The organism is Herbaspirillum sp. C7C8, assembly GCF_022627875.1.
Taxonomy (GTDB): Bacteria; Pseudomonadota; Gammaproteobacteria; order Burkholderiales; family Burkholderiaceae_D; genus Herbaspirillum.
In genome coordinates this window covers 185,205-208,922 of the sequence record NZ_JABXGG010000001.1, presented here as the reverse complement: position 1 = coordinate 208,922, position 23,718 = coordinate 185,205, and the positions used below count along the sequence as shown (strand labels likewise).

The window sequence follows — 23,718 nt, the reverse complement described above, 5'->3', positions numbered from 1 at the left end:
GAGACCTGCTGCAAGCCGAACTTTGTTAACAACAAGACGCACAAGAGTGGTACATGAATATTGCTGAGGCCAAGAAAGTCCTCGAAACTGCATTGCTTTGCACGCATGAGCCCCTGTCGATCAATGACCTGAAAAAGCTGTACGTCGATCCCGAGAGCGAAGAGAGCAGCGACATCAACGCCGAGATGATCCGGCAGATGCTCGATGAACTGCGCACCGAATGGGCCGACAAGGGGGTGGAAGTGGTCAGCCTGTCGACGGGCTGGCGCTTCCAGAGCCGCAAGGAAATGAAGGTCTACCTGGAACGCCTGAATCCGGAGAAGCCGCCCAAGTACACCCGCGCCACGCTGGAAACGCTGGCCATCATCGCTTACCGCCAGCCGGTCACGCGCGGCGACATCGAAGAGATTCGCGGGGTGGCCGTCAATACGCAGACCATCCGCATGCTGGAAGACCGGGGCTGGATTGAATCGATCGGCCACCGTGACGTGCCGGGGCGACCGGCGCTGTTTGCCACTACGCGCAAGTTCCTGGATGACCTGGGCCTGAGTTCGCTGGAAGAATTGCCGCCGCTGCAGCAGGTCAGCGGTGAAGCTGCTGCCCAGGGTGCGCTGCTGGAATTGCAGGCCCTCGAGGGCGGGGTGGCGGCGCTGGCAGAGCAGGCGCAGGAAGAAGACGAGGTGCCTGGCGCCGAGGCTCAAGCGGCCCGGTCCGGGGATATCGCCGCAGAGGATGTAGAGCAGTCCGATAGCGCAGCCGCCACCGGGGAAGAGCGCGCTGCAGGCAGTGAAGACGCTTCCCCAGAAGCGCAAGAACCTTTTGAGCAAGATGTTGCCGTAACTGGCACAGACGCCATCGAGGCCGCCGACGAAGCGGCAGGCGAGCACAACGACACCACCGAGCGGGCCGATCAGCGGGGAAATGACGCGCGTCCGCCACATCCAGATTCGAAGAATGAAGCCAACTAGTTCCAAAGACGAGACCCAGGTCGACCTGGCCGCGGCCGATGCTGCCGCATCCGACAAGCCGGTGAAGAAGCGTACCCGCAAGCCTGCGGCCGGCGCTGCGCCGGTCGAGGCAATCGCGGCCGCGCCGCAAGCCGTCGCTGACGAGGCTGCGCCGAAAAAGCGTGCGCCGCGAGCAAAGAAGCTCAGCGCCGAGACGGCGGCACCGGCCGTGGCAGTGGTGGAGACACCTGCTGCCGAGTCCGTACCTGCTCCGGAAAAGAAACCGCGCGTCACCAAGCCGCGTACCAGGAAGGCCGATGTGGCGGCAGACGCCCCCGTCGCCGAGGCCGCGGCTCAGATGAGCCTGGCCATGGAGCCTGCACCTGCCGCGCCGGCCAAGCCCAAGCGCGCTGCCAAGCCCAAGGCGGCAGCGCCTGAGGTGGCCGCGCCGGTATCGGCTCCGGTGGCCGAATTGCCCAAGGTTATCGTCACCGTCGGTGAGGAAGTGGTTGCCCCGCCGGTGCTGCTGGATGCCCCGGTCGATCCCAATCGCGCCAAACCGGCCCGCCGTGGCGTGCGTGGTCCGCGTGCCTTGCGCAACAATCGCGCCGCCCAGCGTGCCGCCGCCGGTGGTGCCGAGGCCGCACCGGTGCATGGCAAGAGCGAGGGCGATGTCGCTCCCGCCGTCGAACGCCAGCCGCGCGGCCAGTTCGGCAAGAACAATGGTCATGGCGCTCATGGCGGTCAGCCTGGCCAGCAAGGCAAAAAGAATTTCGAGAAGAACGGCAAGAAGCCCAAGGCCCCGCAACTGGGCCTGCGTTCGGCCGAACCGGTCGATGACATCTTCTCCTACGTGACCTCGGAAGCGTATGACCGCGACGAGGGCGCCAAGGCCGGTGGCCGTCAGCCGCACCAGATGCGCGGCAAGAATGGCCGTCGCGACCTGACCGCCGAGGATGATGCGCCCAAGCTGCACAAGGTGCTGGCCGATGCCGGTCTGGGTTCGCGCCGCGACATGGAAGAGCTCATCGTTGCCGGTCGCGTCTCGGTCAATGGCGAGCCGGCCCATATCGGCCAGCGCATCCTGCCCACCGATGCCGTGCGCATCAATGGCAAGCTGATCCAGCGCAAGGTGAGCAAGCGTCCGCCGCGCGTGCTGGTCTATCACAAGCCCTCGGGCGAGATCGTCAGCCATGCCGATCCGGAAGGTCGCAGCTCGGTGTTCGATCGCCTGCCGACCATGAAGGCTGGCAAGTGGCTGGCCGTGGGTCGCCTCGACTTCAATACCGAAGGTTTGCTGCTCTTCACCACCTCCGGTGACCTGGCCAATCGCCTGATGCACCCGCGCTACAACATCGAGCGTGAATACGCCGTGCGTACCTTGGGCGAGCTGGAAGAGGGCATGCGCCAGAAGCTGCTGTCGGGCGTGGAGCTCGATGACGGTCCGGCGCAGTTCTCGCGCATCGCCGATGGCGGTGGCGAAGGTGTGAACAAGTGGTATCGCGTGACCATCGGCGAAGGCCGCAACCGTGAAGTGCGCCGCATGTTTGAAGCGGTCGGCCTGACCGTGTCGCGCCTGATCCGTACCCGTTACGGTGCCATGACCTTGCCGCAGACCCTGAAGCGTGGTCGTTGGGAAGAGCTGGAAGAAAACGCCGTGCGCAACCTGATGGTCGCCTGTGGTCTGGAAAAGCAGGCCGGGGAAGCCAAGTCCGGCAATGGCGGCAACGCCGGTCACGCCGGTCGCGGCCAGAACAACGGCCCACGCGGCAACGCCATGCAGAACAAGGGTCCGCAGAAGGGGCGCAATGGCGGCAACTTCGGCAACCAGGGTGGCAACTATGGCAATGGCGGGGGCAATGGCGCAGGTTATGGTGGTGGCAACAAGGGCGGCCAGCCCAAGAGCCGCCAGCCCGATCCGCTGCAGACCGCACTGGGCTTCCCGGATGCCGGCAACCAGCGTCGTGGCAATCGTCCGCAGCGCGGTGGCAACACTGCGGCGAACTTCATGCTGGGCGGCCTGCCTGGCATGAATCGTCGGCGCGGCGGTCGCTGATGACGTTCTTGCCCGTCGGCAATGCCGGGGCGGGCAAGAGCTTCTTTACACTACCCGTGACGCTTGAAATGCAGCAATGACGTTTTTTATGGACGTTTTTGGCACTGCAATCCTATTTGACATGATTCCGGATTTGCTGTGGATTCCTGAATCGGTTATAATATGTTAGTTAAACGCAACCTGCCGCGAATCGCATATGTGATAAATCATTGATAGATCCGCCTGCGCCATGATCGATGGAAGTACGGTGGTTCGCGTGATGTGTGATCTCGCGTTGCGTGAGATAACAAAAGATGGGCAGATGCCCATTTTTTTTTTGCTGATCAATTTTAGATGTCTGCTTTGCCCGCGCTGGCAAACCGGCATCCTGATGGAGAAATAGTCTTGCAATTGCTGGAGCTGATCGAATCCACCCTCGCGGGCCTGGGCTACGAACTGGTTGAGTTCGAGAAGGCGCAGCGCGGTCTGGTGCGTGTCTTCATCGATTTTCCGTTCGACCCCGAAGCAGAAGAAGCGCGTTCGATCACCGTCGAGGATTGCGAGAAGGCGACGCATCAGCTGTTGCACGTCTTCACCGTGGAAAACGTGCTGTATGAACGCCTGGAAGTCTCCTCGCCCGGGCTGGATCGCCCCCTGAAGAAGTTCACTGACTTCGTGCGTTTCGTGGATTGCGAAGCCGTGGTCAAGTTGCGCGTGCCGCTGCCCGGTACGTCCAACCGCAAGACCTATGAAGGCGTGCTGCGTGAACCGGAAGGCGAGGAACTGGTATTGGAATTTGAAGCAAACGATGGGTCGGCCGCCGTGTTGAATTTCACGCTGGCCGATGTGGATAAGGCACACCTGGTGCCGCAGGTCGATTTTAGGAGTCGCAAAGGATGAGTCGCGAAATTTTGTTGTTGGTCGATGCGCTGGCGCGCGAAAAGAACGTCGATAAGGAAGTCGTCTTCGGCGCACTGGAGCATGCGCTTGCGCAGGCTACCAAGAAGCGCTATGAAGGCGAGGTCGACATTCGCGTCTCGATCGACCGTGAAAGCGGCGAGTTCGAATCCTTCCGCCGCTGGCACGTCGTGCCCGATGAAGCCGGCCTGCAGCTGCCTGACCAGGAAGTGCTGCTGTTCGAAGCCAAGGAACAGTTCCCCGATATCGAAGTCGACGAATACATTGAAGATCCGATCGAATCCGTCGAATTCGGCCGCCGTTTTGCGCAAGACACCAAGCAGGTCGTCCTGCAGCGCATCCGCGACGCCGAGCGCGAGCAGATCCTGGCGGACTTCCTGGCCCGTGGCGATGCCCTGGTGACCGGCACCATCAAGCGCATGGAGCGCGGTGACGCCATCATCGAATCCGGCAAGATCGAAGCCCGCCTGCCGCGCGACCAGATGATCCCCAAGGAGAATCTGCGCATCGGTGATCGCGTGCGTGCCTACATCCTGCGCGTGGACCGCGGCGCCCGTGGCCCGCAGGTGATCCTGTCGCGTACCGCGCCGGAATTCATCATGAAGCTGTTCGAACTGGAAGTGCCGGAAATCGAACAAGGCTCGCTGGAAATCAAGTCGGCTGCCCGTGACCCGGGTGTGCGCGCCAAGATCGCGGTCTACACCGCCGACAAGCGCATCGACCCCATCGGTACCTGCGTGGGCATGCGCGGTTCGCGTGTGCAGGCCGTCACCGGTGAACTGGGCGGCGAGCGCGTTGACATCGTGCTGTGGTCGGAAGATCCGGCGCAGTTCGTCATCGGTGCGCTGGCCCCGGCCAACGTGACCTCCATCGTGGTCGATGAAGAAAAGCACGCCATGGATGTGGTGGTGGATGAAGAAAACCTCGCCATCGCCATCGGTCGCGGCGGCCAGAACGTGCGTCTGGCAGCCGAACTGACCCGCTGGCAGATCAACATCATGACGGCCGAGGAATCGGCTGACAAGTCGGCGGCCGAAACCGCGCTGATCCGCAAGCTGTTCATGGAAAAGCTCGATGTCGACCAGGAAGTGGCCGACATCCTGGTCGAGGAAGGTTTCTCGACCCTGGAAGAAATCGCCTACGTGCCGATCAACGAGATGCTCGAGATCGAATCGTTCGACGAAGAGACCGTCAATGAGCTGCGCAACCGCTCGCGCGACGCCCTGGTGACCGAAGCGATCGCCTCCGAAGAAGGCCTGGAAGGCATGGAAGAGGAGCTGATCAACTTCGAAGGCCTGGACCGTGTGCTGGCCGGCAAGCTGGGTCTGGCGGGCGTGAAGACGCTGCCGGCCTTTGCCGGCCTGGCTTATGACGAATTCGGCGCGATCCTGGCCCTGCCTTCCGAGCGCGCGCGCCAACTGATTGAAAATGCATTTGAAGATGTGACCGACGATGAAATGAAGCTCATCGATTCCAAATACGATGAGCGCGCCAAGGCCCTGCAGGCCAAGGCATGGAGCGCTGTCGAAGGCCGCTGAAAAGCGGAGCGTCTCCACATCATCTGCCGAGCCACATAGAAAAGAGGACTGAATGGCGAGTAACAACGTTGCCCAATTTGCCACCGAGCTTAAGATGCCTGCTGACCTGCTGCTGACCCAGCTGCGTTCGGCCGGTGTCGAGAAGAGCTCTGCATCCGACTCCCTGTCGAAGGAAGACAAGGACCGCCTGCTTGAACACCTGCGCCGTTCGCGCGGGGCCGCGCCGGAAGGCGAGAAGAAAAAGATCACGCTGACCCGCAAGGAAACCACCGAGATCAAGCAGGCCGATGCGACCGGCAAATCGCGCACGATCCAGGTGGAAGTGCGCAAGAAGCGTACCTTCATCAAGCGTGACGAGCCCGGCGTCGACGAGTCCGCAGCACGTGCTGCGGCGCCTCAGCGCGATCCGGCCATCGAGGCGCAGGAACGTGAGCAGGAAGAGGCTCGCCGTCAGGCCGAACTGAAGGCCCAGCAAGAGCGTCTGGCCCAGCTGGAGGCCGAACGCGCCGCCCAGGCCAAGGCTGCCGAGCTGGAACAGCAACGTGCTCGCGAAGAAGCCGAAGCCGAAGCCAAGCGCCAGGCTGCCGAAGCCGCCGCAGCTGCTGCCGAAGCCGAGAAGGCCAAGGCTGCTGCTGCCAGCTCGAAGGCCCCCGCTGCCGCTGCTGCGCCGGCCCCTGCCGCCGATCCGGCCGCTGAAGAAAAAAAGCGTGCTGCTGCTGAGGAAGCGAAGAAAAAGGCCGAAGCTGCCGCCAAGGAAGCCGCTGACCGCGCTGCTGCCGCAGATCGCGCGCGCAAGGCCGTGGAAGACGAAGTGGCCCAGATCAAGGCCATGATGAATGCGCCGCGTCGCGTCATCAAGGCACCGGAACCCGCACCGGCCCCGGCCAAGACCTCGGAAGGCACGCTGCACAAGCCGGCGACCGCGGCCAAGCCGGGCGAGAAGAAGGATGACAAGAAGCCCGCCGTGGCGGCAGACAAGAAGTCGATCAAGTCGGCCAATGTCTCCTCCACCTGGCAGGACGATGCCAAGAAGCGTGGCACCGGCGGCATGAAGTCGCGCGGCGCCACTGGTGGTGGTGGTCGCGATGGCTGGCGTGCCGGCCCCAAGGGCCGTCGTCACTCGCACGGCGACGACCAGCGCGAAAGCAACTTCCAGGTGCCGACCGAAGCCGTGGTGCACGATGTCTACGTGCCCGAAACCATCACCGTGGCCGAAGTGGCCCACAAGATGGCAGTCAAGGCTTCCGAAGTCATCAAGCACCTGATGAAGCTGGGCCAGATGGTCACCATCAACCAGGTGCTGGATCAGGAAACCGCGATGATCGTGGTGGAAGAAATGGGCCACCGCGCCCACGCCGCCAAGCTGGACGATCCGGAAGCCCTGCTGGTCGAGGGTGAAGAACATGGTGACGCCGAGGCCCTGCCGCGCGCACCGGTGGTTACCGTCATGGGTCACGTCGACCACGGCAAGACCTCGCTGCTGGACTACATCCGCCGCACCAAGGTGGCCTCCGGTGAAGCCGGTGGCATTACCCAGCACATCGGCGCCTACCACGTGGAAACCCCGCGCGGCATGATCACCTTCCTGGATACCCCGGGCCACGAGGCGTTCACCGCCATGCGTGCCCGCGGTGCCAAGGCAACCGACATCGTGATCCTGGTGGTGGCCGCCGACGACGGCGTCATGCCCCAGACCAAGGAAGCGATTGCCCACGCCAAGGCCGGCGGTGTACCGCTGGTGGTGGCCATCAACAAGATCGACAAGCCGGGTGCCAACCCTGATCGCGTCAAGCAGGAACTGATCGCCGAAGAAGTGGTGCCGGAAGAATACGGTGGCGATGCCCCGTTCATCGCCGTCTCCGCCAAGACCGGCGAAGGCATCGACTCGCTGCTGGAAAACGTCCTGCTGCAAGCCGAAGTGCTGGAACTGAAGGCACCGGTGGATGTGCCGGCCCGTGGCCTGGTGATCGAAGCCAAGCTGGACAAGGGCCGCGGCCCGGTGGCAACGATCCTGGTGCAGTCCGGTACCTTGAAGCGCGGCGACGTCGTGCTGGCAGGTTCGGCTTATGGCCGTGTGCGTGCGATGCTGGACGAAAACGGCAAGAACATCGCCGAGGCAGGCCCGTCCCTGCCGGTGGAAATCCAGGGCCTGACCGAAGTGCCCTCCGCCGGTGAAGAAGTGGTGGTCATGACCGACGAGCGCAAGGCGCGCGAAATCGGCCTGTTCCGCCAGGGCAAGTTCCGCGACGTGAAGCTGGCCAAGCAGCAGGCCGCCAAGCTGGAAAACATGTTCGACCAGATGACCGAAGGCGAGGTCAAGAACCTGCCGATGATCATCAAGACCGACGTGCAAGGTTCCCAGGAAGCCCTGGTGCAGTCGCTGCAGAAGCTGTCGACCGCCGAAGTGCGCGTCCAGGTGGTGCACGCTGCAGTGGGCGGCATCAGCGAAAACGACGTCAACCTGGCCGTCGCTTCGAAGGCTGTCATCATCGGCTTCAACACCCGTGCCGATGCGTCGGCGCGCAAGCTGGCCGAAGCCTCGGGCGTGGACATCCGTTACTACAACATCATCTATGATGCGGTGGACGAGGTGAAGGCCGCGATGTCGGGCATGCTCTCCCCGGAAAAGCGCGAACAGGCGCTGGGCCTGGTGGAAATCCGCCAGGTGTTCGTGGTCAGCAAGGTCGGCTCGATCGCCGGCTGCTACGTGCTCGAAGGCCTGGTCAAGCGTGGCTCGCAAGTGCGCCTGCTGCGCAACAACGTGGTGGTGTGGACTGGCGAACTGGACTCGCTCAAGCGCTTCAAGGACGACGTCAAGGAAGTCAAGTCGGGCTTCGAGTGCGGTCTGTCGCTGAAGGGCTACAACGACATCGAAGTGGGCGATCAGCTCGAAATCTTCGAAGTCCAGGAAGTCGCCCGTACCCTGTAATGCAATACGCCGGCGTATCGTTCGCGATGCGTCGGCTTCACTGGCAAGATCCGTCGCAGCAACGCGGGAATCCTCCCGCCACGCCATCGGCGGATTGTTTTTTTAAAGCATGGCAAAACACAGCAAATCCATTCCCGGACGCGGCTTGCGCGTCGCCGACCAGATCCAGCGCGATCTGTCGGAGTTGATCGCCTTCGAGCTGAAGGATCCGCGGGTGGGCATGATCACCATTACCGAAGTGCAGGTCACCCCGGACTACGCGCACGCCAAGGTCTTCTTCACCACGCTGGTGGACAACCCGGACGCGATCAAGAACACCCTGGCCGGCCTGCGCGCGGCGGGCGGTTACCTGCGCACCCAGCTGGGCCGCAGGCTGACCATCCACACCCTGCCGGAACTGCATTTCGTGCATGACAACTCGACCGCACGCGGCATTGAAATGTCGCGCCTGATCGACGAAGCCAACGCCACTCGCGCCAAGGATTCGGACGACGAGGTTTGATGACGGGCGGTTTTTTCCCGTTGCATTGCAGTTTTCTTCATTCTTTTCGCACCGGTCTGCGTTTTCCTTCATCGGGCGTGGGCCGGTCCTGCATTTCATGGCCGACGATACGACGGCGGACATTGTCTCCGCTTCCCCTGAACTGCCGCAGCCGCGCGCCAAGCGCGGCCAGCAGGCCCGCACGGCGCGTCCTCCCCGTGTGCCGGTGCACGGGGTGCTGTTGCTGGACAAGCCGGTCGGCTTGTCCTCCAACGATGCCTTGATCCGCGCCAAGCGCATGCTCAATGCGCCCAAGGCGGGCCATACCGGCACGCTGGACCCGTTTGCTACGGGCCTGTTGCCGCTGTGTTTCGGCGAAGCCACCAAGTTCTCCCAGGACCTGCTGGAAGCCGACAAGACCTATGAAGCCGTGGTGCACCTCGGCATACGCACCGATACCGGCGATACCGAAGGCCAGGTCATCAGCGAGCGTCCTGTTGAGGTCAGCCTTGAGCAGATCGAAGCGGCCATGGTGCAGTTTCGTGGCCCCATCAGCCAGGTGCCGCCGATGCACTCGGCCCTGAAGCGCGACGGCAAGCCGCTCTACGAATACGCCCGCGCCGGCATCACGCTGGAGCGCGAAGCCCGCAATGTCACCATCCATGCCCTGGAGCTGCTGGACTACCAGGCCCCCCTGCTGCGCATCCGTGTCACTTGCAGCAAAGGGACATATATCCGTGTGTTGGGTGAAGATATCGGTGAAGTATTGGGCTGCGGGGCTCACCTCAATGCCTTGAGACGCACTGGTGTCGGCGCTCTCACGCTGGAGGGCGCGGTCACGCTGGAGACCTTCGATGCCGCCGGCGAGCTGGAGGCCCGCAAGGCCTTGCTGCTGCCGGTGGACGGCCTCTTGCGCAGCTTCCCCGCGGTGCAACTGAACGATGAGCTGGCGCGCCGTTTCCTGCATGGCCAACGCTTGCCGCTGGGCAAGGAAGGGGTGGCGGTGCCGGAGCAGACCGGCCGCGTAAGGGTCTATCGCGGTTCGGATGAAGCCTTGCTGGGCACCGGACTGTTGCAGGAATACGCCATCCTGGCCCCCGAAAGGCTGGTGTCCACCGCCTGAGCACAGATAGCGTCAAAGCGGCTTGCGGCGCGGCTTCCGGGGCAGCCCCGAAGCAGCGGCAAGCCGTTGAAAACACAGGTTTTTCCAAAGTTCATGCGTCGCAACATGCTATAATGCGCGCCTCCCGAGATTCGGCATTCCCAACCACATTCACCATGTCAAACAATATCCGCGCAATTCGCAACATCGCCATCATCGCCCACGTTGACCACGGCAAGACCACCCTGGTGGACCAGCTGCTGCGCCAGTCCGGCACCTTCCGCGACAACCAGCAAGTGGACAACCGCGTGATGGACTCCAACGACATCGAAAAGGAACGCGGCATCACCATCCTGTCGAAGAACTGCGCGGTGGAATACAAGGGCACCCACATCAACATCGTCGACACCCCGGGCCACGCCGACTTCGGCGGTGAGGTCGAGCGCGTGCTGTCGATGGTGGACTCGGTGCTGCTGCTGGTGGATGCCCAGGAAGGCCCGATGCCGCAGACCCGCTTCGTGACCCGCAAGGCGCTGGCCCTGGGCCTGAAGCCCATCGTCGTCCTGAACAAGATCGACCGTCCGGGCGCACGCGCCGAGTGGGCCATCAATGCTACCTTCGAACTGTTCGACAAGCTGGGTGCCACCGAAGAGCAGCTGGACTTCCCCGTGATCTACGCTTCGGGCCTGAACGGTTACGCCAGCCTGGATCCGGAAACCCGCGAAGGCAACATGGAGCCGCTGTTCGACGCGATCCTGAAGTACGTCCCGGCCCGCAAGGATGATCCGGACGCACCGCTGCAACTGCAGATCACCTCGCTGGAATACTCCTCCTACGTCGGCAAGATCGGCGTCGGTCGCATCCTGGCCGGTCGCGTCAAGGGTGGTCAGGACGTGGTGTGGATGAATGGTCCGGAAGACAAGCCGACCAAGGCCCGCATCAACCAGGTGCTGACCTTCAAGGGCCTGGAGCGCGTGCTGGTCGATGAAGCCCTGGCTGGCGACATCGTGCTGATCAACGGTATCGAAGAAATCGGCATCGGCTCCACCATCTGTGCACCGGATGCGCCCAACGGCCTGCCGATGCTGAAGGTGGACGAACCGACCCTGACCATGAACTTCATGGTCAACACCTCGCCGCTGGCTGGCCGCGAAGGCAAGTTCGTCACCACCCGCCAGATCCGCGATCGCCTGGAAAAGGAACTGAAGTCCAACATGGCGCTGCGCGTGGTGCAGGCCGAGAACGACGACTCGACCTACGAAGTGTCGGGCCGTGGTGAATTGCACCTGACCATCCTGATCGAAAACATGCGCCGCGAAGGCTTCGAGCTGGCCGTCTCGCGTCCGCGCGTGGTGTTCCGCATGGTCGACGGCGTGCGTGAAGAGCCGTACGAAAACCTGACCGTCGACGTTGAAGAAACCCACCAGGGTGGCGTGATGGAAGAACTGGGCCGCCGCCGTGGCGACCTGCAGAACATGGAACCGGACGGCAAGGGCCGTGTGCGCCTGGAATACCACATCCCGGCACGTGGCCTGATCGGTTTCCAAGGTGAATTCATGACCCTGACCCGCGGCACCGGCCTGATGAGCCACGTCTTCGACGATTACAAGCCGGTCGATACCACCAAGGGCGAACTGGCCGGCCGTCGCAACGGCGTGCTGATCTCCCAGGACGACGGCGCTGCCGTGGCCTACGCACTGTGGAAGCTGCAGGATCGCGGCCGCATGTTCGTCAGCCACAACGACCCGGTGTACGAAGGCATGATCATCGGCATCCACTCGCGTGACAACGATCTGGTCGTCAACCCGATCAAGGGCAAGCAACTGACCAACGTGCGCGCTTCCGGTACCGACGAAGCCGTGCGCCTGGTGCCGCCGATCGAACTGTCGCTGGAATACGCGGTGGAATTCATCGAAGACGACGAACTGGTCGAAGTGACTCCGAAGAGCATTCGTCTGCGCAAGCGTCACCTGAAGGAACACGAGCGCAAGAAGGCATCGCGCGAAGAATCCATCTAAATCGGTAGCGGGGAAGGGCGGGCCCGCAGGGCCTGCCTGCGGTGAAGAGTCGGGAATGGCGGGCTGTGCTGGTGGTGATATCTGGTTTGTGAATAACTGATATCAGCACAATAAAGCAGACAGCCATGATGCACTGCCATATAGTTACACCTGTCTCCTCCAATTTCCTCCTAAAGAATTGGATTCAAGCCCGCAACTTCGGTTGTGGGCTTTTTTTTTGCCATTTCCACTCGCCAGTCGCAGAGGTCCGGTGCTAGTGGTTTTACGCCTGCGCGGCGGACGTGAATGCGGTCTTTATCCTTCCGTTCATTGTTGCGTGAGATGAACGTTTGTCCAAAATAGTTTGTGTTGCGCTGTTTTTGTGCATTGCGAAATGACGGCTGCCGGATTGTGGTGCAGAATCGTGTCCGTTGTACGAAAAATCCTATCTCGAAGAGGATAGAGGGGACACCAGCCCGCAATGCGCAAGCCTTGCGGGCTTTCTATTTGCCGCTGTGGCGGATCCAGGGTGCTAAAACGGGCAAATGAAGGTTTGTTCCTCCCCGGCGCTTGTTGTCTGGTTTTCCGGCCTCCAGCCCAGAAATTTAATGAAGCATTTCGTCAGTTTATGAAGAACTCCCTGCCTGCGCGTACGCTGTCGGTCGCCCCCATGATGGACTGGACCGACCGTCACTGCCGCGTCTTCCACCGCCAGATCACGCGCCACACCTGGCTTTACACCGAGATGGTCACCACCGGTGCGCTGCTGCATGGCGACGTGCCGCGTCACCTGGATTTCGACGAGCAGGAACACCCCGTGGCCCTGCAACTGGGCGGCAGCGAGCCCGCCGACCTGGCGCACAGCGCCAGGCTGGGCGAGCAGTGGGGCTATGACGAGATCAACCTGAACTGCGGCTGCCCCTCCGAGCGCGTCCAGAAGGGCGCTTTCGGTGCCTGTCTGATGGGCGAGCCCGCGCTGGTGGCCGATTGCGTCAAGGCCATGCGCGATGCGGTGTCCATCGATGTGACCGTGAAGCACCGCATCGGCATCGATGACGTGCAATCCTATGATTTCGTGCGCGATTTTGTCGGTCAGATCGCCGAGGCGGGTTGCAAGACCTTTATCGTCCACGCCCGCAACGCCATCCTCAAGGGGCTGAGCCCCAAGGAAAACCGCGAGATCCCGCCCCTGAAGTATCACTACGCCTATCAACTGAAGCAGGATTTCCCCGACCTGGAAATTCTCATCAACGGCGGCATCAAGACCTTGCCCGAGATCGATGAGCATCTCAGGCACGTCGATGGCGTCATGCTGGGTCGCGAGGCGTATCACAACCCCTATCTGATGGCCAGCTTCGATGCCCGCTACTACGGCGAGCTGGCCGGTGGTCGCCAGCCCAGCCGGGCCGAGGTGATCGAGGCCATGTTGCCCTACATCAAGCGCCAGCTGGAATTGCACGGCGACAATGGGCGCGGCCTGCGCTTGAACAGCATCACCCGCCACATGCTGGGCCTCTTGACCGGCATGCCCGGTGCGCGCGCCTTCCGCCAGACCTTGTCGGATTCCAAGCGCCTGGCGCTGGGCGATCCGGCCCTGTTGTTGGAAGCCTTGCAACGCACCCAGGCGGCCCAGGCTGCGCAAATCGGGGCAATGGCGTAATTGGCCAGCGGAGCAGGCCCGCAATCCTTTAAAATAGCGGGTTCCAATTGGGAAAAGAGCGCGAACATGCCACTTGCTACAACCGAAGAAATCGTTGCCGAACTCCGTGCCGGGCGCATGGTGATCCTGGTCGACGAAGAAGACCGCGAAAACGAAGGTGATCTGGTGCTGGCCACCGACTTCGTCACGCCCGAAGCCATCAATTTCATGGTCACGCATGCGCGTGGCCTGGTCTGCCTGACGCTGACCGAAGAACACGTGGACCAGCTTGACCTGCCGCTCATGGCCAGCCGCAACGGTACCGCCTACGGTACCAATTTCACCGTCTCCATCGAAGCCGCCGAAGGCGTGACCACGGGGATTTCTGCCGCCGACCGCGCCCGGACCATCCAGGTGGCCGCCTCCAAGGGCGCCAAGCCGTCGGACCTGGTGCAGCCGGGCCACATCTTCCCGTTGCGCGCGCAAAAGGGCGGGGTGCTCATGCGCGCCGGTCACACCGAAGCCGGTTGCGACCTGACGGCCATGGCCGGGCTTACCCCCGCTTCCGTGATCTGCGAGATCCTGAAGGAAGACGGCACCATGGCGCGCCTGCCGGACCTGCTGGAGTTCGCCGAGAAGCACAATCTGAAGATCGGTACCATCGCCGACCTGATCCATTACCGCAGCCGCAACGAAAGCATCATCGAACGCGTGGCCGAGCGCGAGATGCAGACCGCGCACGGGACGTTCAAGGCCATCGCCTACCGCGACACTCCCTCGGGCGGCGCGCACCTGGCGCTGGTGCGCGGCGACATCGAGCCGGGTCGTGAAACCCTGGTGCGCGTGCACCAGCCGGTCTCCATCCTGGACCTGCTCGAAGCCGGCGTGACCACCCATTCCTGGAACCTGGCGGCGGCCATGAAGGCCGTGCAGGAAGCCGAGTCCGGCGTGATCGTGCTGCTCAACTGCGAAGAGTCGGCCCAGCAGATGTTCGACCAGTTCGGTGCACTCAACAAGGTCGGTACGCCCGAGGCCGCCAAGCCCGGCCGCGCCGACCGCATGGACCTGCGCACCTACGGTATCGGCGCCCAGATCCTCAAGGATATCGGCGTGTGCAAGATGAAGCTCCTGGCCAGCCCGCGCAAGATGCCCTCGATGGCCGGCTTCCAGCTGGAAGTGACCGGTTATCAGGCACGCGAAGGCGCGTGAGCCTGCCGCCCGACGTATCAAGAATTACGCAAGTCAACCTATCAAGAAGGAACAGCCATGACCATCGGAACCTATGAACCAGACCTCAATGGCGAAAGCTTGCGCATCGGCATCGTCCAGGCGCGCTTCAACGAAGACGTCTGCCACGGCCTGCTGGCGTCCTGCCTGGCCGAACTGAAGCACTTGGGCGTGGCCGATGAAGACATCCTGCACGTGACCGTGCCGGGCGCCCTGGAAATTCCCCTGGCATTGCAGAAGATGGCCGAGACGGAACAGTTCGATGCCTTGATCGCCCTGGGCGCGGTCATCCGTGGCGAGACCTATCACTTCGAACTGGTCTCCAACGAATCCGGCGCCGGCATCACCCGCATCGGCCTGGACTTCGGTCTGCCCATCGCCAATGCCGTGCTGACCACCGAAAACGACGAGCAAGCCGAAGTCCGCATGGCCGAGAAGGGCGCCGATGCCGCGCGCGTGGCCGTGGAAATGGCCAACCTGTCCATCGTGCTGGAAGAACTCGGCCAGGCGACCGAAGAAGAATAATTCACAGGCAGCGGCGGGGTGCATATCCCGCTGCCGTCCCGCCGGCCTGTGTCGGCACTCGCATTCCTTTGTTTCAGTTATCCAAGGCTCCGGCCGCATTCATCATGTCGAACAAAACTCCACACGCCAATTCGAACAAGAACCGCACCCCGCGTCACCGCGCGCGCGAGTTCGCGTTGCAGGGCTTGTACCAGTGGCTGCTCAATCACGAGGACGCGGGCGCCATCGAAGCCCACATCCGCGAAGCCCACGGTTTCGACAAGGCCGACGCCGAACATTTCGACACCCTGCTCACCGGTGCCATCCGTGATGCCGACAAGCTGCGTGCAGGCCTCTCGCCGCTGATCGATCGACCCATCAAGGAACTCTCGCCGGTGGAGCACGCCGCCCTGCTCATCGGTGCCTACGAGTTGCAGAACCACATCGAGATCCCCTACAAGGTGGTCATCAATGAAGCGGTCGAACTGACCAAGTCCTTTGGCGGCATCGACGGTCACAAGTATGTCAATGGCGTACTGGACCGTTTCGCCGCCCAGGCGCGCAGCACCGAAGTGGAAGCAGCCGGTCGCCGCTGATCTGCTGTCGTCGGCTGATTTGCTCGTGTTTGGACGGCGCCGTTGGCTTGGGCGCCGTCTTGTCTTTTTTGCCCATGTTGTCTGGAATTAGCGCATGAACCTGAACCAACTTGCTTCACGTTTGCAGCACATCGCTCCCTTCCATGTGATGGAATTGTCCAAGAAGGCCGATATCCTGGCCCAGCAGGGCCGTCACCTGATCCACATGGGCATCGGCGAACCTGATTTCACCGCACCACCCGCCGTGGTCGAGGCCGCCACGCGCGCGATGGCCGAAGGGAAGATGCAGTACACCTCGGCCACCGGCTTGCCGGCCTTGCGGGCCGCCATCTCGGAGCACTACCGCAGCGTCTACGGCCTGGAGATCGCGCCGGAGCGCATCGTCATTACCGCTGGTGCCTCGGCCGCCTTGCTGCTGGCCTGCGCGGCGCTGGTCGAGCGCGATACCGAAGTGCTCATGCCCGACCCCAGCTATCCCTGCAACCGTCATTTCGTGGCGGCCTTCGAGGGACGCGCCAGGCTCATCGCCAGCGGTCCCGAGCATCGCTTCCAGCTGTCGGCGCAGATGGTGCGCGAGCACTGGAGCGAGCAGACCCGCGGCGTGTTGCTGGCCTCCCCCTCCAATCCGACGGGCACCTCGATCGCCCCCGACGAGTTGCGGGCCATCCTGGGCGAAGTGCGCCAGCGTGGCGGCTTCACCATCGTCGATGAGATCTACCAGGGCTTGTCTTATGAAGGCGCGCCGTTCTCGGCGCTGTCGCTGGGCGAGGACGTGGTGGTCATCAACAGCTTCTCGAAGTACTTCAACATGACCGGCTGGCGCCTGGGCTGGCTGGTGTTGCCGCCGGCCCTGGTGCCGCAGGTCGAGAAGCTGGCGCAGAACCTCTTGATCTGTGCGTCCTCGATTGCCCAGCATGCGGCCGTGGCCTGCTTCACGCCCGAGACCATTGCGCTGTATGAAGAACGCAAGGCCGAGTTCAAGCGTCGCCGCGACTACATCGTGCCGGCCCTGGAAAGCCTGGGCTTCAAGGTGCCGGTGGTGCCCGACGGCGCCTTCTATGTCTATGCCGATTGCAGCGCGCTGTCCGATGATGCCGACCAGCTCAGCCTGGACATGCTCAATGAGGCCGGCGTGGTGCTGGTACCTGGACTGGACTTCGGCCCCTCTACGGCGCGTCGTTTCATCCGATTGTCCTATGCGACCTCGCTGGAAAACCTGCAGGAGGCCGTGGCGCGTCTGCGCGTATTCTTCGAGCGGCGTCGCCAGGCAGCCTGAAGCAGGGCAGGGCTGCAGCCTTGCCTGCCAGCGGACAGGCAAAAAAAAAGGAGCCCGAGGGCTCCTTTTTCGTGCGTGCTGAATACCGGTAATATTCACATCGCAACACACCAACCTGTATCCAGCAATATTACAGGGCGGCGAGTTGTTCTTCGGTCTTGGGCTTGGATGCCGAGGCCACGTTGTTGGCAGGCGCCTTGGGCTGTGCGGCACTGGCCGAGACACCCGAGGAGGCCGGCGGCAGCTTGATGGTCGCGGTGGTGTAGATCGACACGTTCTTGCCCATCGCCACTTGCTTCAGGTTCTGGTACTCGGAGAGCACTTTGAGACCGTAACCGCCATCATTGGCCATGTCGGCCGCACCGACGTAGCTCTTCAGGCCGGCTTCCACCGAGCCGCCACGGGTCACATATTCCTTCAGGATCTGCGAACCGACGCGGATGTTGGCGACAGGATTCAAGGCTGCCTTGATGCCGCCCAGCTCCTGGAACTTGTCGTGGTGTACCTTGGCCATCACCTGCATCAGGCCCTGCGCACCCATGGGGCTTTCGGCGAAGGGATTGAAGCGCGACTCGATGGCGATCACCGACAGGATCAGCAGCGGATCGAGCTTGATGTCGCGCGCGGTCAGGTAAGCCGCCGAGACCAGCATGTCAGCTGCATCGCTGGCCACACGATAGCGCTTGGCCAGCCAGTTGGTCACCAGTTTCTGCTGGCGCGGATTGCCCAGCAACTGGCGTTCTTCCGGCGACAGGGCCTGGATCGGTGCGTTGGCGTGCTGCACCGAACTGGCCGCAGCCGCACCTGCCAGTGCACTGACGGTGGCCATCGGCGCGGTCGGGGCCATCAGGTCGGCCAGCGCCGGCGTGGCCGGTGCCTCCGCTTCCTGGACTTCTTCAGTGGCGTCCGAGAAGGGCGACATGCTGATCAGCTTGTCGGCCAGGTCGGGATTGAAGAACATCAGACCCAGAACAAACAACGCGGCAATGCCGAGTATCGTCAGCAGACGATGAGCGATGCCGAAAAATTGAGCAATGCGTACATTCCCGGAGAAATTCCGGAAATCCACGCGGCGAACCATCTGCGGGGCGCCCGCTAAAGGCGCCTCGGAAGCTTGGTTGGACATTGAACCTCCTGCGTTATTGCGGCAAAAACAGGGCGCGCCTGGCCAAGAAGTGAAGACCAAACGGCTGAACTGTCGTCGCTGCAATCTATTGCGTTACCGTCGCAAGGCGTTACGGCAAGGCCATCCGCGAGGCCTGCTGGCCCTGCCGTCGGATGGCATGTTTCGGGGGGTAGGGCTGACGCCCTGGACACACTTCTTGAGTTGCTGGGACCCCGGTTCCCTGGATACCTTGCTAGGCTTGACTGTTTTCGATCAAGCCTCTACGAGCCCACGGCTCACCTCTTCGGTTTAGAGTGGGCGCATTGTAGAAGCCACTTTATATCGAGTCAATACTATGAAAGTTGTTCTTTATAACTTTTGTGTATCATATTGCATGTGGCCTTTCGTCAAAATTCAATAGAATCAAGCGTTTGCCGGGGTTACTTGAGCCGGCTGTGATGCAAAAAGAAATTTGTTAAAAAGTATGAAATACACTGATTTGCGGGATTTTATTTCCCAGTTGCAACAAAAAGGTGAGCTCAAGCGTGTTTCACACCCCGTGTCGTCACATCTGGAGATGACCGAAATCGCCGACCGTACCCTCCGGGCGGAAGGTCCGGCGCTTCTTTTTGAGCAGGTCGACAAAAAAAATATCCCGGTTTTAGCGAATCTTTTCGGTACCCCCCATCGCGTGGCACTCGGCATGGGGGCCGACAGCATCAGTGAACTGCGCCGCATCGGCCACCTGCTGGCGCGCCTGAAGGAGCCGGAGCCGCCCAAGGGCATCAAGGATGTGCTGGACCTGGGCGGGCTGGTGAAGTCGCTGTGGGACATGGCACCCAAGGAGCGCAGCTCGGCACCCTGCCAGGATGTGGTGTGGGAGGGCCGGGACGTGGACCTGTCGCGTCTGCCGATCCAGCACTGCTGGCCGGGCGACATTGCGCCCCTGATTACCTGGGGCCTGGTCATCACCAAGGGGCCGAACAAGAAACGCCAGAACCTGGGCATCTATCGCCAGCAGGTGCTGGGTCCGAACAAGGTCATCATGCGCTGGCTGGCCCATCGCGGCGGCGCTCTGGATTTCCGCGAGCACTGCATTGCCAATCCCGGCAAGCCCTATCCGATCGCGGTGGCCCTGGGTGCCGATCCCGCCACTATATTAGGTGCGGTCACGCCAGTGCCCGACAGTCTCTCCGAATACCAGTTCGCGGGTCTTCTGCGCGGCAGCCGTACCGAACTGGTCAAGGCCATCGGCAGTGACTTGCACGTGCCGGCCTCGGCCGAGATCGTGCTGGAAGGGCATATCTATCCGGATGAAAAACACGCCTCCGGATTCGAGCATGCGCTCGAAGGGCCGTATGGCGATCACACCGGTTACTACAATGAACAGGACTGGTTCCCGGTCTTCACCATCGACCGCATCACCATGCGGCGCGATGCCATCTATCACTCCACCTACACCGGCAAACCGCCCGATGAGCCGGCCGTGCTGGGGGTGGCGTTGAATGAAGTGTTCGTCCCCTTGCTGCAGAAGCAGTTCGCCGAAATCACCGATTTCTACTTGCCTCCAGAGGGATGCAGCTATCGCATGGCGGTGGTGCAGATGAAGAAATCTTACGCCGGCCATGCCAAGCGGGTGATGTTCGGGGTGTGGAGTTTCCTGCGCCAGTTCATGTACACCAAGTTCATCGTGGTGGTGGATGAGGATGTCGATATCCGCGACTGGAAGGAAGTGATCTGGGCCATCACCACGCGTGTGGATCCGGTGCGTGACACCGTCATGGTGGACAACACGCCCATCGATTATCTCGACTTCGCCTCGCCCATCAGCGGGCTGGGCAGCAAGATGGGCATCGATGCCACCAACAAGTGGCCCGGTGAAACCAGCCGTGAATGGGGTACGCCCATCGTGATGAGCGACGACGTGAAGAAACGTGTCGATGCCATCTGGAAGGACCTCGGCATCTGAGCGGGCAGGGCGCGCACCCGGTATGGCGCGCCTGACGAACATATGAAGCTTCATGCAAAAAGCCGCGTAAATTGTTTAGGCAATTCGCGCGGCTTTTCACTTTCTGATGCGCTGCAATGATTTCTCTGGCGGCAAGTCGCTGAACTGCGATACAATGCACCCCGGCGGGCCCCTGCGCATTGTGGCATGGTCAACCTGGTCAGGTCGGGAACGAAGCAGCCACAGCCATTTCCCGCAAGTGCCGCAGACAAGGCTCGCCTCTTATCTCTCTTCTGTTTCTTCTGTTTCTTCTGTTGTTCCGGCAGGTCCTCCCCCTCGACTCACCTCATCAGATTTTTTCTCGTTGTTGAGCTGTTGCCGTCTCGCGCGATGCCATAAAAAAGGCTGACGCGAATCTGCCGCATCAGCCTCCTGCAAAACCTCGCAGCGCTACCTGTTCTTACTCGTACGGATCCAGCCGGTCGGCCAGGATCGCTGACACGCCCGTGAAGGCCGGATATTGCGCCGTGATCACATAAGTCGGAATGGCCTTGGTCAGCACGGACATGCGGCCCTTGTTCTCGAAGCGTGCGCGGAAGGGCGAACGCGCGAAGTATTCGCCCAGGTGCGGTACCACGCCGCCACCAATATAGATGCCGCCAAGTGCACCCAGCGTCAGCGCCAGATCGGCTGCAACGGTACCGAGCATGCTGCAGAACAGGTCCAGCGTTTCCAGGCAGACCGCGTCGCCTTGCTTGAGTGCGCCGTCCACGATTCCGGCGGCCTTCAGTTCGGCAGCCGGATGACCATCGATGGCCAGCAGTGCACGATGGATGAATTCGAGCCCGGGCCCCGAGACCAGGCGTTCAGCCGACACGTGCTCATGAAACTGCCAGGCATAGGCCAGCACAGCCGCTTCACGCGCATTGGCCGGGGCGAAGGCGACGTGACCGCCTTCGCTGGCCAGCGGCAGCCAGTGGCCGTCGCCGCGCACCAGTCCGCCCACGCCCAGTCCCGTCCCGGCGCCCACCAGCCCGACCGGCTGGCCCACCTTGGGCGCGCCGCCACCGATCTGCTGCAACTCATCAGCGCGCAGTTGCGGCACCGCCATGGACAGTGCCGTGAAGTCATTGACCACCAGTAGCAGATCAAAGCCCAGCAACTGGCGCGCCGCTTCGATGGAGAAGGCCCAGTCATGGTTGGTCATCTTGATCTGGTCGCCCTGCACCGGGTTGGCAATGGCCACCGCCGCGTGCTTGACGGCGGGCTGGCCCGCCAGCTTCAGATAGGCCTGCACGGCATCGGTGAATTGCGGATAGTCGGCACCGCGCAGGACCTGCACTTGTTCTAGATGACCGGGTGAAGTTTCCAGCGCGAAACGGGCATTGGTGCCACCAATGTCGGCCAGCAGGCGCGGACCGGCGGCGTGGGGAGACTTGCTCGGGGAGAGAGTGGGGGCTTGCATCGTCTTGTCCTTGTTTTCTTCATGCCGGCAGGCGGCAGGGCGCTGGGCGGTGCCGCCTGTCACAGTGTCAGAGATCGGGCCGCAGCTGCGTTACAGGGTATGAGGCGAGCCGGCGCGCCAGGTTCCGACGGATGAGCGGGTCATCCGTATCGGCGCGCATGGTAACAGCATCAGGCCAACTGTTGTAGCAGGGCGCTGCGGACCTCGGCGATGACCTCGCTCCAGTCGCCGGTCTGGCGCTGGCGGAACAGGCGCATGGTCGGATACCAGGGGGTATCGCTGCGTTCCAGCTGCCAGCGCCAGCAGGTATTGGCGCGGTTGAGCAGCCAGACTGGCTTGCCCAGGGCGCCCGCCAGGTGGCAGACGGCGGTATCGACGCTGATGAGCAGGTCGAGATTGGCGAGCAGGCCGGAGGTGTCGGCAAAGTCATGCAATGCGCCGGCGCAATCCTGCACCTGGCTGGCCAGCGGATGGGCATGCAGCTGCTCCAGCGCGGCCTGGCCCACCTGCAAGGAATAGAACTCCAGTTGCGCATGCTCATGCGCCAGTTCCACCAACGGTGCGAGTGCCGAGAAGGGCAGCGAACGTTCGCTGTCGATCCGTACCGCATCCGGGTGGGTCTGGGCCGAGCTACCTGCCCAGACCAGGCCGACCCGCAGGGCGCGGTTGTGCGGCAGACGCTGCAGCCAGGCCGCCCAGGCTTCCGACTCGGGCAGCAGATAGGGCGCACGCGGTATGTCGGCTTCGCTGAAGGACTTGCAGGCCAGCGGCAAGCTCATCAGCGGGCAGTGATAGTCGAACGCGGGACGCGTGTCCTGGTCGCTGCCGATGACTTCGGCGGCCCCCGGTACCCCGGCCAGCAGGCGCTTGAGCGCGGGTTGCACTTCGAGGATGACGCGGGCGCCGAGACCGGCCACCCGCGGCAGGTAGCGCACGAACTGCAGGGTGTCGCCAAAGCCTTGTTCGGCGTGGATCAGGATGGTCTTGCCTCGCAGCGGTTGCAGACCGAGCCAGAGAGGCTCCAGGAACTGGCGTACCTGCGCACGCATCTGCGCGGTCTTCCAGCGGGATTCATAGGCCGGCCAGCCTTTGGCGAACTCACCCAGGCGCAGTTTCAGGAGGGCTTCGTTCCACTGAGCCGAATGGCTCTCGGGGCTGAGTTCGCGCGCCCGCTGATAGGATTGGCTGGCCTCGCTGAAACGCGAGAGTTGTTCCAGCGTCGATGCCCGGTTGAACCACAGGTCCGGGGAGCTGTCGCTGAGCGCCAGGGCGCGGTCGTAGGCTTCCAGCGCTTCCTCCGGACGCTGCATCTTGAACAGGACGAAGCCCCGGTTGGACTGGGCTTCGAAAAAGTCGGGCTGCACCGCCAGCGCACGGTCAAAGGCCCGCAGGGCCTCCTCGAACTGGTAGCTGTCCTTGCAGGCATTGCCCAGGTTGAACCAGGCCTCGATGAAATCGGGGCGCAGCGCGACCGCGCGTTCATAGCTGGCGCGCGCATCGCGATAGCTGTAGAGCTCGTGCTGGAGATTGCCCAGCTGGAACCAGGCATCGGCATGGTCCGGCACCAGCTGCACTGCTTGCTGCAGATCCTCCAGTGCTTCCCGGTTCAGATCGAGCCGACGCAAGGCGGCGCCCCGCGCCAGCAGGGCATCGGCGAAGGCCGGGTTCTGCGCCAGAATCTGGTTGTAGCGTTCCACTGCCTCGGCATCTCGGCCCAAATGGATCAGGGCCCCGGCGTGATCGAAATAGGTATCGGGATGGTCGGGATTGAGTTCGATCGCCTTGGCCAGTTGCGCCTCGGCGGCTTCCCACTCTTCCTGGTGCAGCTTGAGCATGCCGTACAGATAATTGGCCTCGAAATGGCGTGGCAGCTTCGCCAGCACCTTCTTGTAGAGGTCTTCCGCCGGCGCCAGCTGGCCTTTCTGGTGGAGTGCCAGGGCTTTTTGCAACAGGATGAGAGAAGCGTTGGCTTGCGGGTGCATGGATCGAGTCGAGATGAGGAGAAAGTGCC

The 23,718-nt window shown here is 62.4% G+C and carries 17 protein-coding genes and 1 other RNA gene; 15 read left to right on the top strand and 3 right to left on the bottom strand.

Features of this window, described 5'->3' with window-relative positions; translation table 11 throughout:
• Positions 1-53 precede the first annotated feature (53 nt).
• From scpB to HWE01_RS00865, 13 genes are all read left to right on the top strand, one after another.
• Positions 54-968: an SMC-Scp complex subunit ScpB gene (scpB, locus tag HWE01_RS00925; RefSeq protein ID WP_175344036.1), complete on the top strand. Its 915-nt coding sequence runs from the start codon at positions 54-56 to the stop codon at positions 966-968.
• Positions 955-3,003 (top strand): 23S rRNA pseudouridine(2605) synthase RluB, encoded by a 2,049-nt coding sequence (gene rluB, locus HWE01_RS00920; protein ID WP_241820861.1) that lies wholly within the window; start codon positions 955-957, stop codon positions 3,001-3,003. Before scpB ends, rluB begins: the two co-directional genes overlap by 14 nt.
• A 384-nt stretch (positions 3,004-3,387) precedes the next feature.
• Positions 3,388-3,882, top strand: a complete 495-nt coding sequence (gene rimP / locus HWE01_RS00915; RefSeq protein WP_175344034.1) for a ribosome maturation factor RimP — start codon at positions 3,388-3,390, stop codon at positions 3,880-3,882.
• Positions 3,879-5,438 (top strand): transcription termination factor NusA, encoded by a 1,560-nt coding sequence (nusA, locus tag HWE01_RS00910; RefSeq protein ID WP_008331401.1) that lies wholly within the window; start codon positions 3,879-3,881, stop codon positions 5,436-5,438. Before rimP ends, nusA begins: the two co-directional genes overlap by 4 nt.
• A 52-nt stretch (positions 5,439-5,490) precedes the next feature.
• On the top strand, positions 5,491-8,367 hold the full coding sequence (gene infB, locus HWE01_RS00905) for a translation initiation factor IF-2 (protein WP_034350894.1): 2,877 nt from the start codon (positions 5,491-5,493) through the stop codon (positions 8,365-8,367).
• 109 nt (positions 8,368-8,476) lie between these two features.
• Positions 8,477-8,869, top strand: coding sequence for a 30S ribosome-binding factor RbfA (gene rbfA, locus HWE01_RS00900; RefSeq protein WP_008331399.1), 393 nt, complete (start codon positions 8,477-8,479; stop codon positions 8,867-8,869).
• A gap of 97 nt (positions 8,870-8,966) precedes the next feature.
• Positions 8,967-9,971, top strand: coding sequence for a tRNA pseudouridine(55) synthase TruB (gene truB, locus HWE01_RS00895; RefSeq protein ID WP_241820860.1), 1,005 nt, complete (start codon positions 8,967-8,969; stop codon positions 9,969-9,971).
• A gap of 155 nt (positions 9,972-10,126) precedes the next feature.
• Positions 10,127-11,968, top strand: a complete 1,842-nt coding sequence (gene typA, locus HWE01_RS00890) for a translational GTPase TypA (RefSeq protein WP_008331395.1) — start codon at positions 10,127-10,129, stop codon at positions 11,966-11,968.
• 607 nt (positions 11,969-12,575) lie between these two features.
• Complete coding sequence (dusA, locus tag HWE01_RS00885) at positions 12,576-13,607, top strand: tRNA dihydrouridine(20/20a) synthase DusA (RefSeq protein WP_283817499.1); 1,032 nt, start codon at positions 12,576-12,578, stop codon at positions 13,605-13,607.
• A gap of 66 nt (positions 13,608-13,673) precedes the next feature.
• A complete protein-coding gene (gene ribBA / locus HWE01_RS00880) occupies positions 13,674-14,795 on the top strand; it encodes a bifunctional 3,4-dihydroxy-2-butanone-4-phosphate synthase/GTP cyclohydrolase II (protein WP_008331358.1) in 1,122 nt (373 codons plus the stop codon).
• A gap of 57 nt (positions 14,796-14,852) precedes the next feature.
• Positions 14,853-15,338, top strand: a complete 486-nt coding sequence (ribH, locus tag HWE01_RS00875; RefSeq protein ID WP_008331356.1) for a 6,7-dimethyl-8-ribityllumazine synthase — start codon at positions 14,853-14,855, stop codon at positions 15,336-15,338.
• A gap of 104 nt (positions 15,339-15,442) precedes the next feature.
• Positions 15,443-15,913 (top strand): transcription antitermination factor NusB, encoded by a 471-nt coding sequence (gene nusB / locus HWE01_RS00870; RefSeq protein WP_008331354.1) that lies wholly within the window; start codon positions 15,443-15,445, stop codon positions 15,911-15,913.
• A gap of 94 nt (positions 15,914-16,007) precedes the next feature.
• Complete coding sequence (locus tag HWE01_RS00865; RefSeq protein WP_008331352.1) at positions 16,008-17,189, top strand: pyridoxal phosphate-dependent aminotransferase; 1,182 nt, start codon at positions 16,008-16,010, stop codon at positions 17,187-17,189.
• Positions 17,190-17,319: 130 nt separating this feature from the next.
• On the opposite strand, the gene HWE01_RS00860 is transcribed toward HWE01_RS00865, so the two are convergent.
• On the bottom strand, positions 17,320-18,315 hold the full coding sequence (locus tag HWE01_RS00860; RefSeq protein ID WP_175344028.1) for a lytic transglycosylase domain-containing protein: 996 nt from the start codon (positions 18,313-18,315) through the stop codon (positions 17,320-17,322).
• Positions 18,316-18,778: 463 nt separating this feature from the next.
• On the opposite strand from HWE01_RS00860, the gene ubiD reads away from it, so the two are divergent.
• Both ubiD and ffs read left to right on the top strand, forming a co-directional pair.
• Positions 18,779-20,263 carry a 4-hydroxy-3-polyprenylbenzoate decarboxylase gene (ubiD, locus tag HWE01_RS00855; RefSeq protein ID WP_241820859.1) on the top strand — a complete coding sequence of 495 codons (1,485 nt, stop codon included), beginning with the start codon at positions 18,779-18,781 and terminating at the stop codon, positions 20,261-20,263.
• Positions 20,264-20,426: 163 nt separating this feature from the next.
• Positions 20,427-20,525, top strand: an RNA gene (gene ffs, locus HWE01_RS00850) — signal recognition particle sRNA small type.
• 177 nt (positions 20,526-20,702) lie between these two features.
• Here the strand turns inward: ffs and HWE01_RS00845 are convergent.
• Both HWE01_RS00845 and HWE01_RS00840 read right to left on the bottom strand, forming a co-directional pair.
• Complete coding sequence (locus HWE01_RS00845) at positions 20,703-21,707, bottom strand: glucokinase (RefSeq protein WP_034350855.1); 1,005 nt, start codon at positions 21,705-21,707, stop codon at positions 20,703-20,705.
• Between the two features lie 170 nt (positions 21,708-21,877).
• Positions 21,878-23,689 carry a tetratricopeptide repeat protein gene (locus HWE01_RS00840; RefSeq protein WP_241820858.1) on the bottom strand — a complete coding sequence of 604 codons (1,812 nt, stop codon included), beginning with the start codon at positions 23,687-23,689 and terminating at the stop codon, positions 21,878-21,880.
• Positions 23,690-23,718: the final 29 nt, after the last annotated feature.

Bases quoted from the DNA above. Each gene is read 5' to 3' on its own strand.
- ribH (WP_008331356.1), top strand. From the start codon at position 14,853: ATGACCATCGGAACCTATGAACCAGACCTCAATGGCGAAAGCTTGCGC.
- ubiD (WP_241820859.1), top strand. From the start codon at position 18,779: ATGAAATACACTGATTTGCGGGATTTTATTTCCCAGTTGCAACAAAAA.
- ribBA (WP_008331358.1), top strand. From the start codon at position 13,674: ATGCCACTTGCTACAACCGAAGAAATCGTTGCCGAACTCCGTGCCGGG.
- HWE01_RS00840 (WP_241820858.1), bottom strand. From the start codon at position 23,689: ATGCACCCGCAAGCCAACGCTTCTCTCATCCTGTTGCAAAAAGCCCTG.
- infB (WP_034350894.1), top strand. From the start codon at position 5,491: ATGGCGAGTAACAACGTTGCCCAATTTGCCACCGAGCTTAAGATGCCT.
- HWE01_RS00865 (WP_008331352.1), top strand. From the start codon at position 16,008: ATGAACCTGAACCAACTTGCTTCACGTTTGCAGCACATCGCTCCCTTC.
- typA (WP_008331395.1), top strand. From the start codon at position 10,127: ATGTCAAACAATATCCGCGCAATTCGCAACATCGCCATCATCGCCCAC.
- nusA (WP_008331401.1), top strand. From the start codon at position 3,879: ATGAGTCGCGAAATTTTGTTGTTGGTCGATGCGCTGGCGCGCGAAAAG.
- HWE01_RS00860 (WP_175344028.1), bottom strand. From the start codon at position 18,315: ATGTCCAACCAAGCTTCCGAGGCGCCTTTAGCGGGCGCCCCGCAGATG.
- HWE01_RS00845 (WP_034350855.1), bottom strand. From the start codon at position 21,707: ATGCAAGCCCCCACTCTCTCCCCGAGCAAGTCTCCCCACGCCGCCGGT.
- truB (WP_241820860.1), top strand. From the start codon at position 8,967: ATGGCCGACGATACGACGGCGGACATTGTCTCCGCTTCCCCTGAACTG.
- scpB (WP_175344036.1), top strand. From the start codon at position 54: ATGAATATTGCTGAGGCCAAGAAAGTCCTCGAAACTGCATTGCTTTGC.
- rluB (WP_241820861.1), top strand. From the start codon at position 955: ATGAAGCCAACTAGTTCCAAAGACGAGACCCAGGTCGACCTGGCCGCG.
- nusB (WP_008331354.1), top strand. From the start codon at position 15,443: ATGTCGAACAAAACTCCACACGCCAATTCGAACAAGAACCGCACCCCG.
- rbfA (WP_008331399.1), top strand. From the start codon at position 8,477: ATGGCAAAACACAGCAAATCCATTCCCGGACGCGGCTTGCGCGTCGCC.
- dusA (WP_283817499.1), top strand. From the start codon at position 12,576: ATGAAGAACTCCCTGCCTGCGCGTACGCTGTCGGTCGCCCCCATGATG.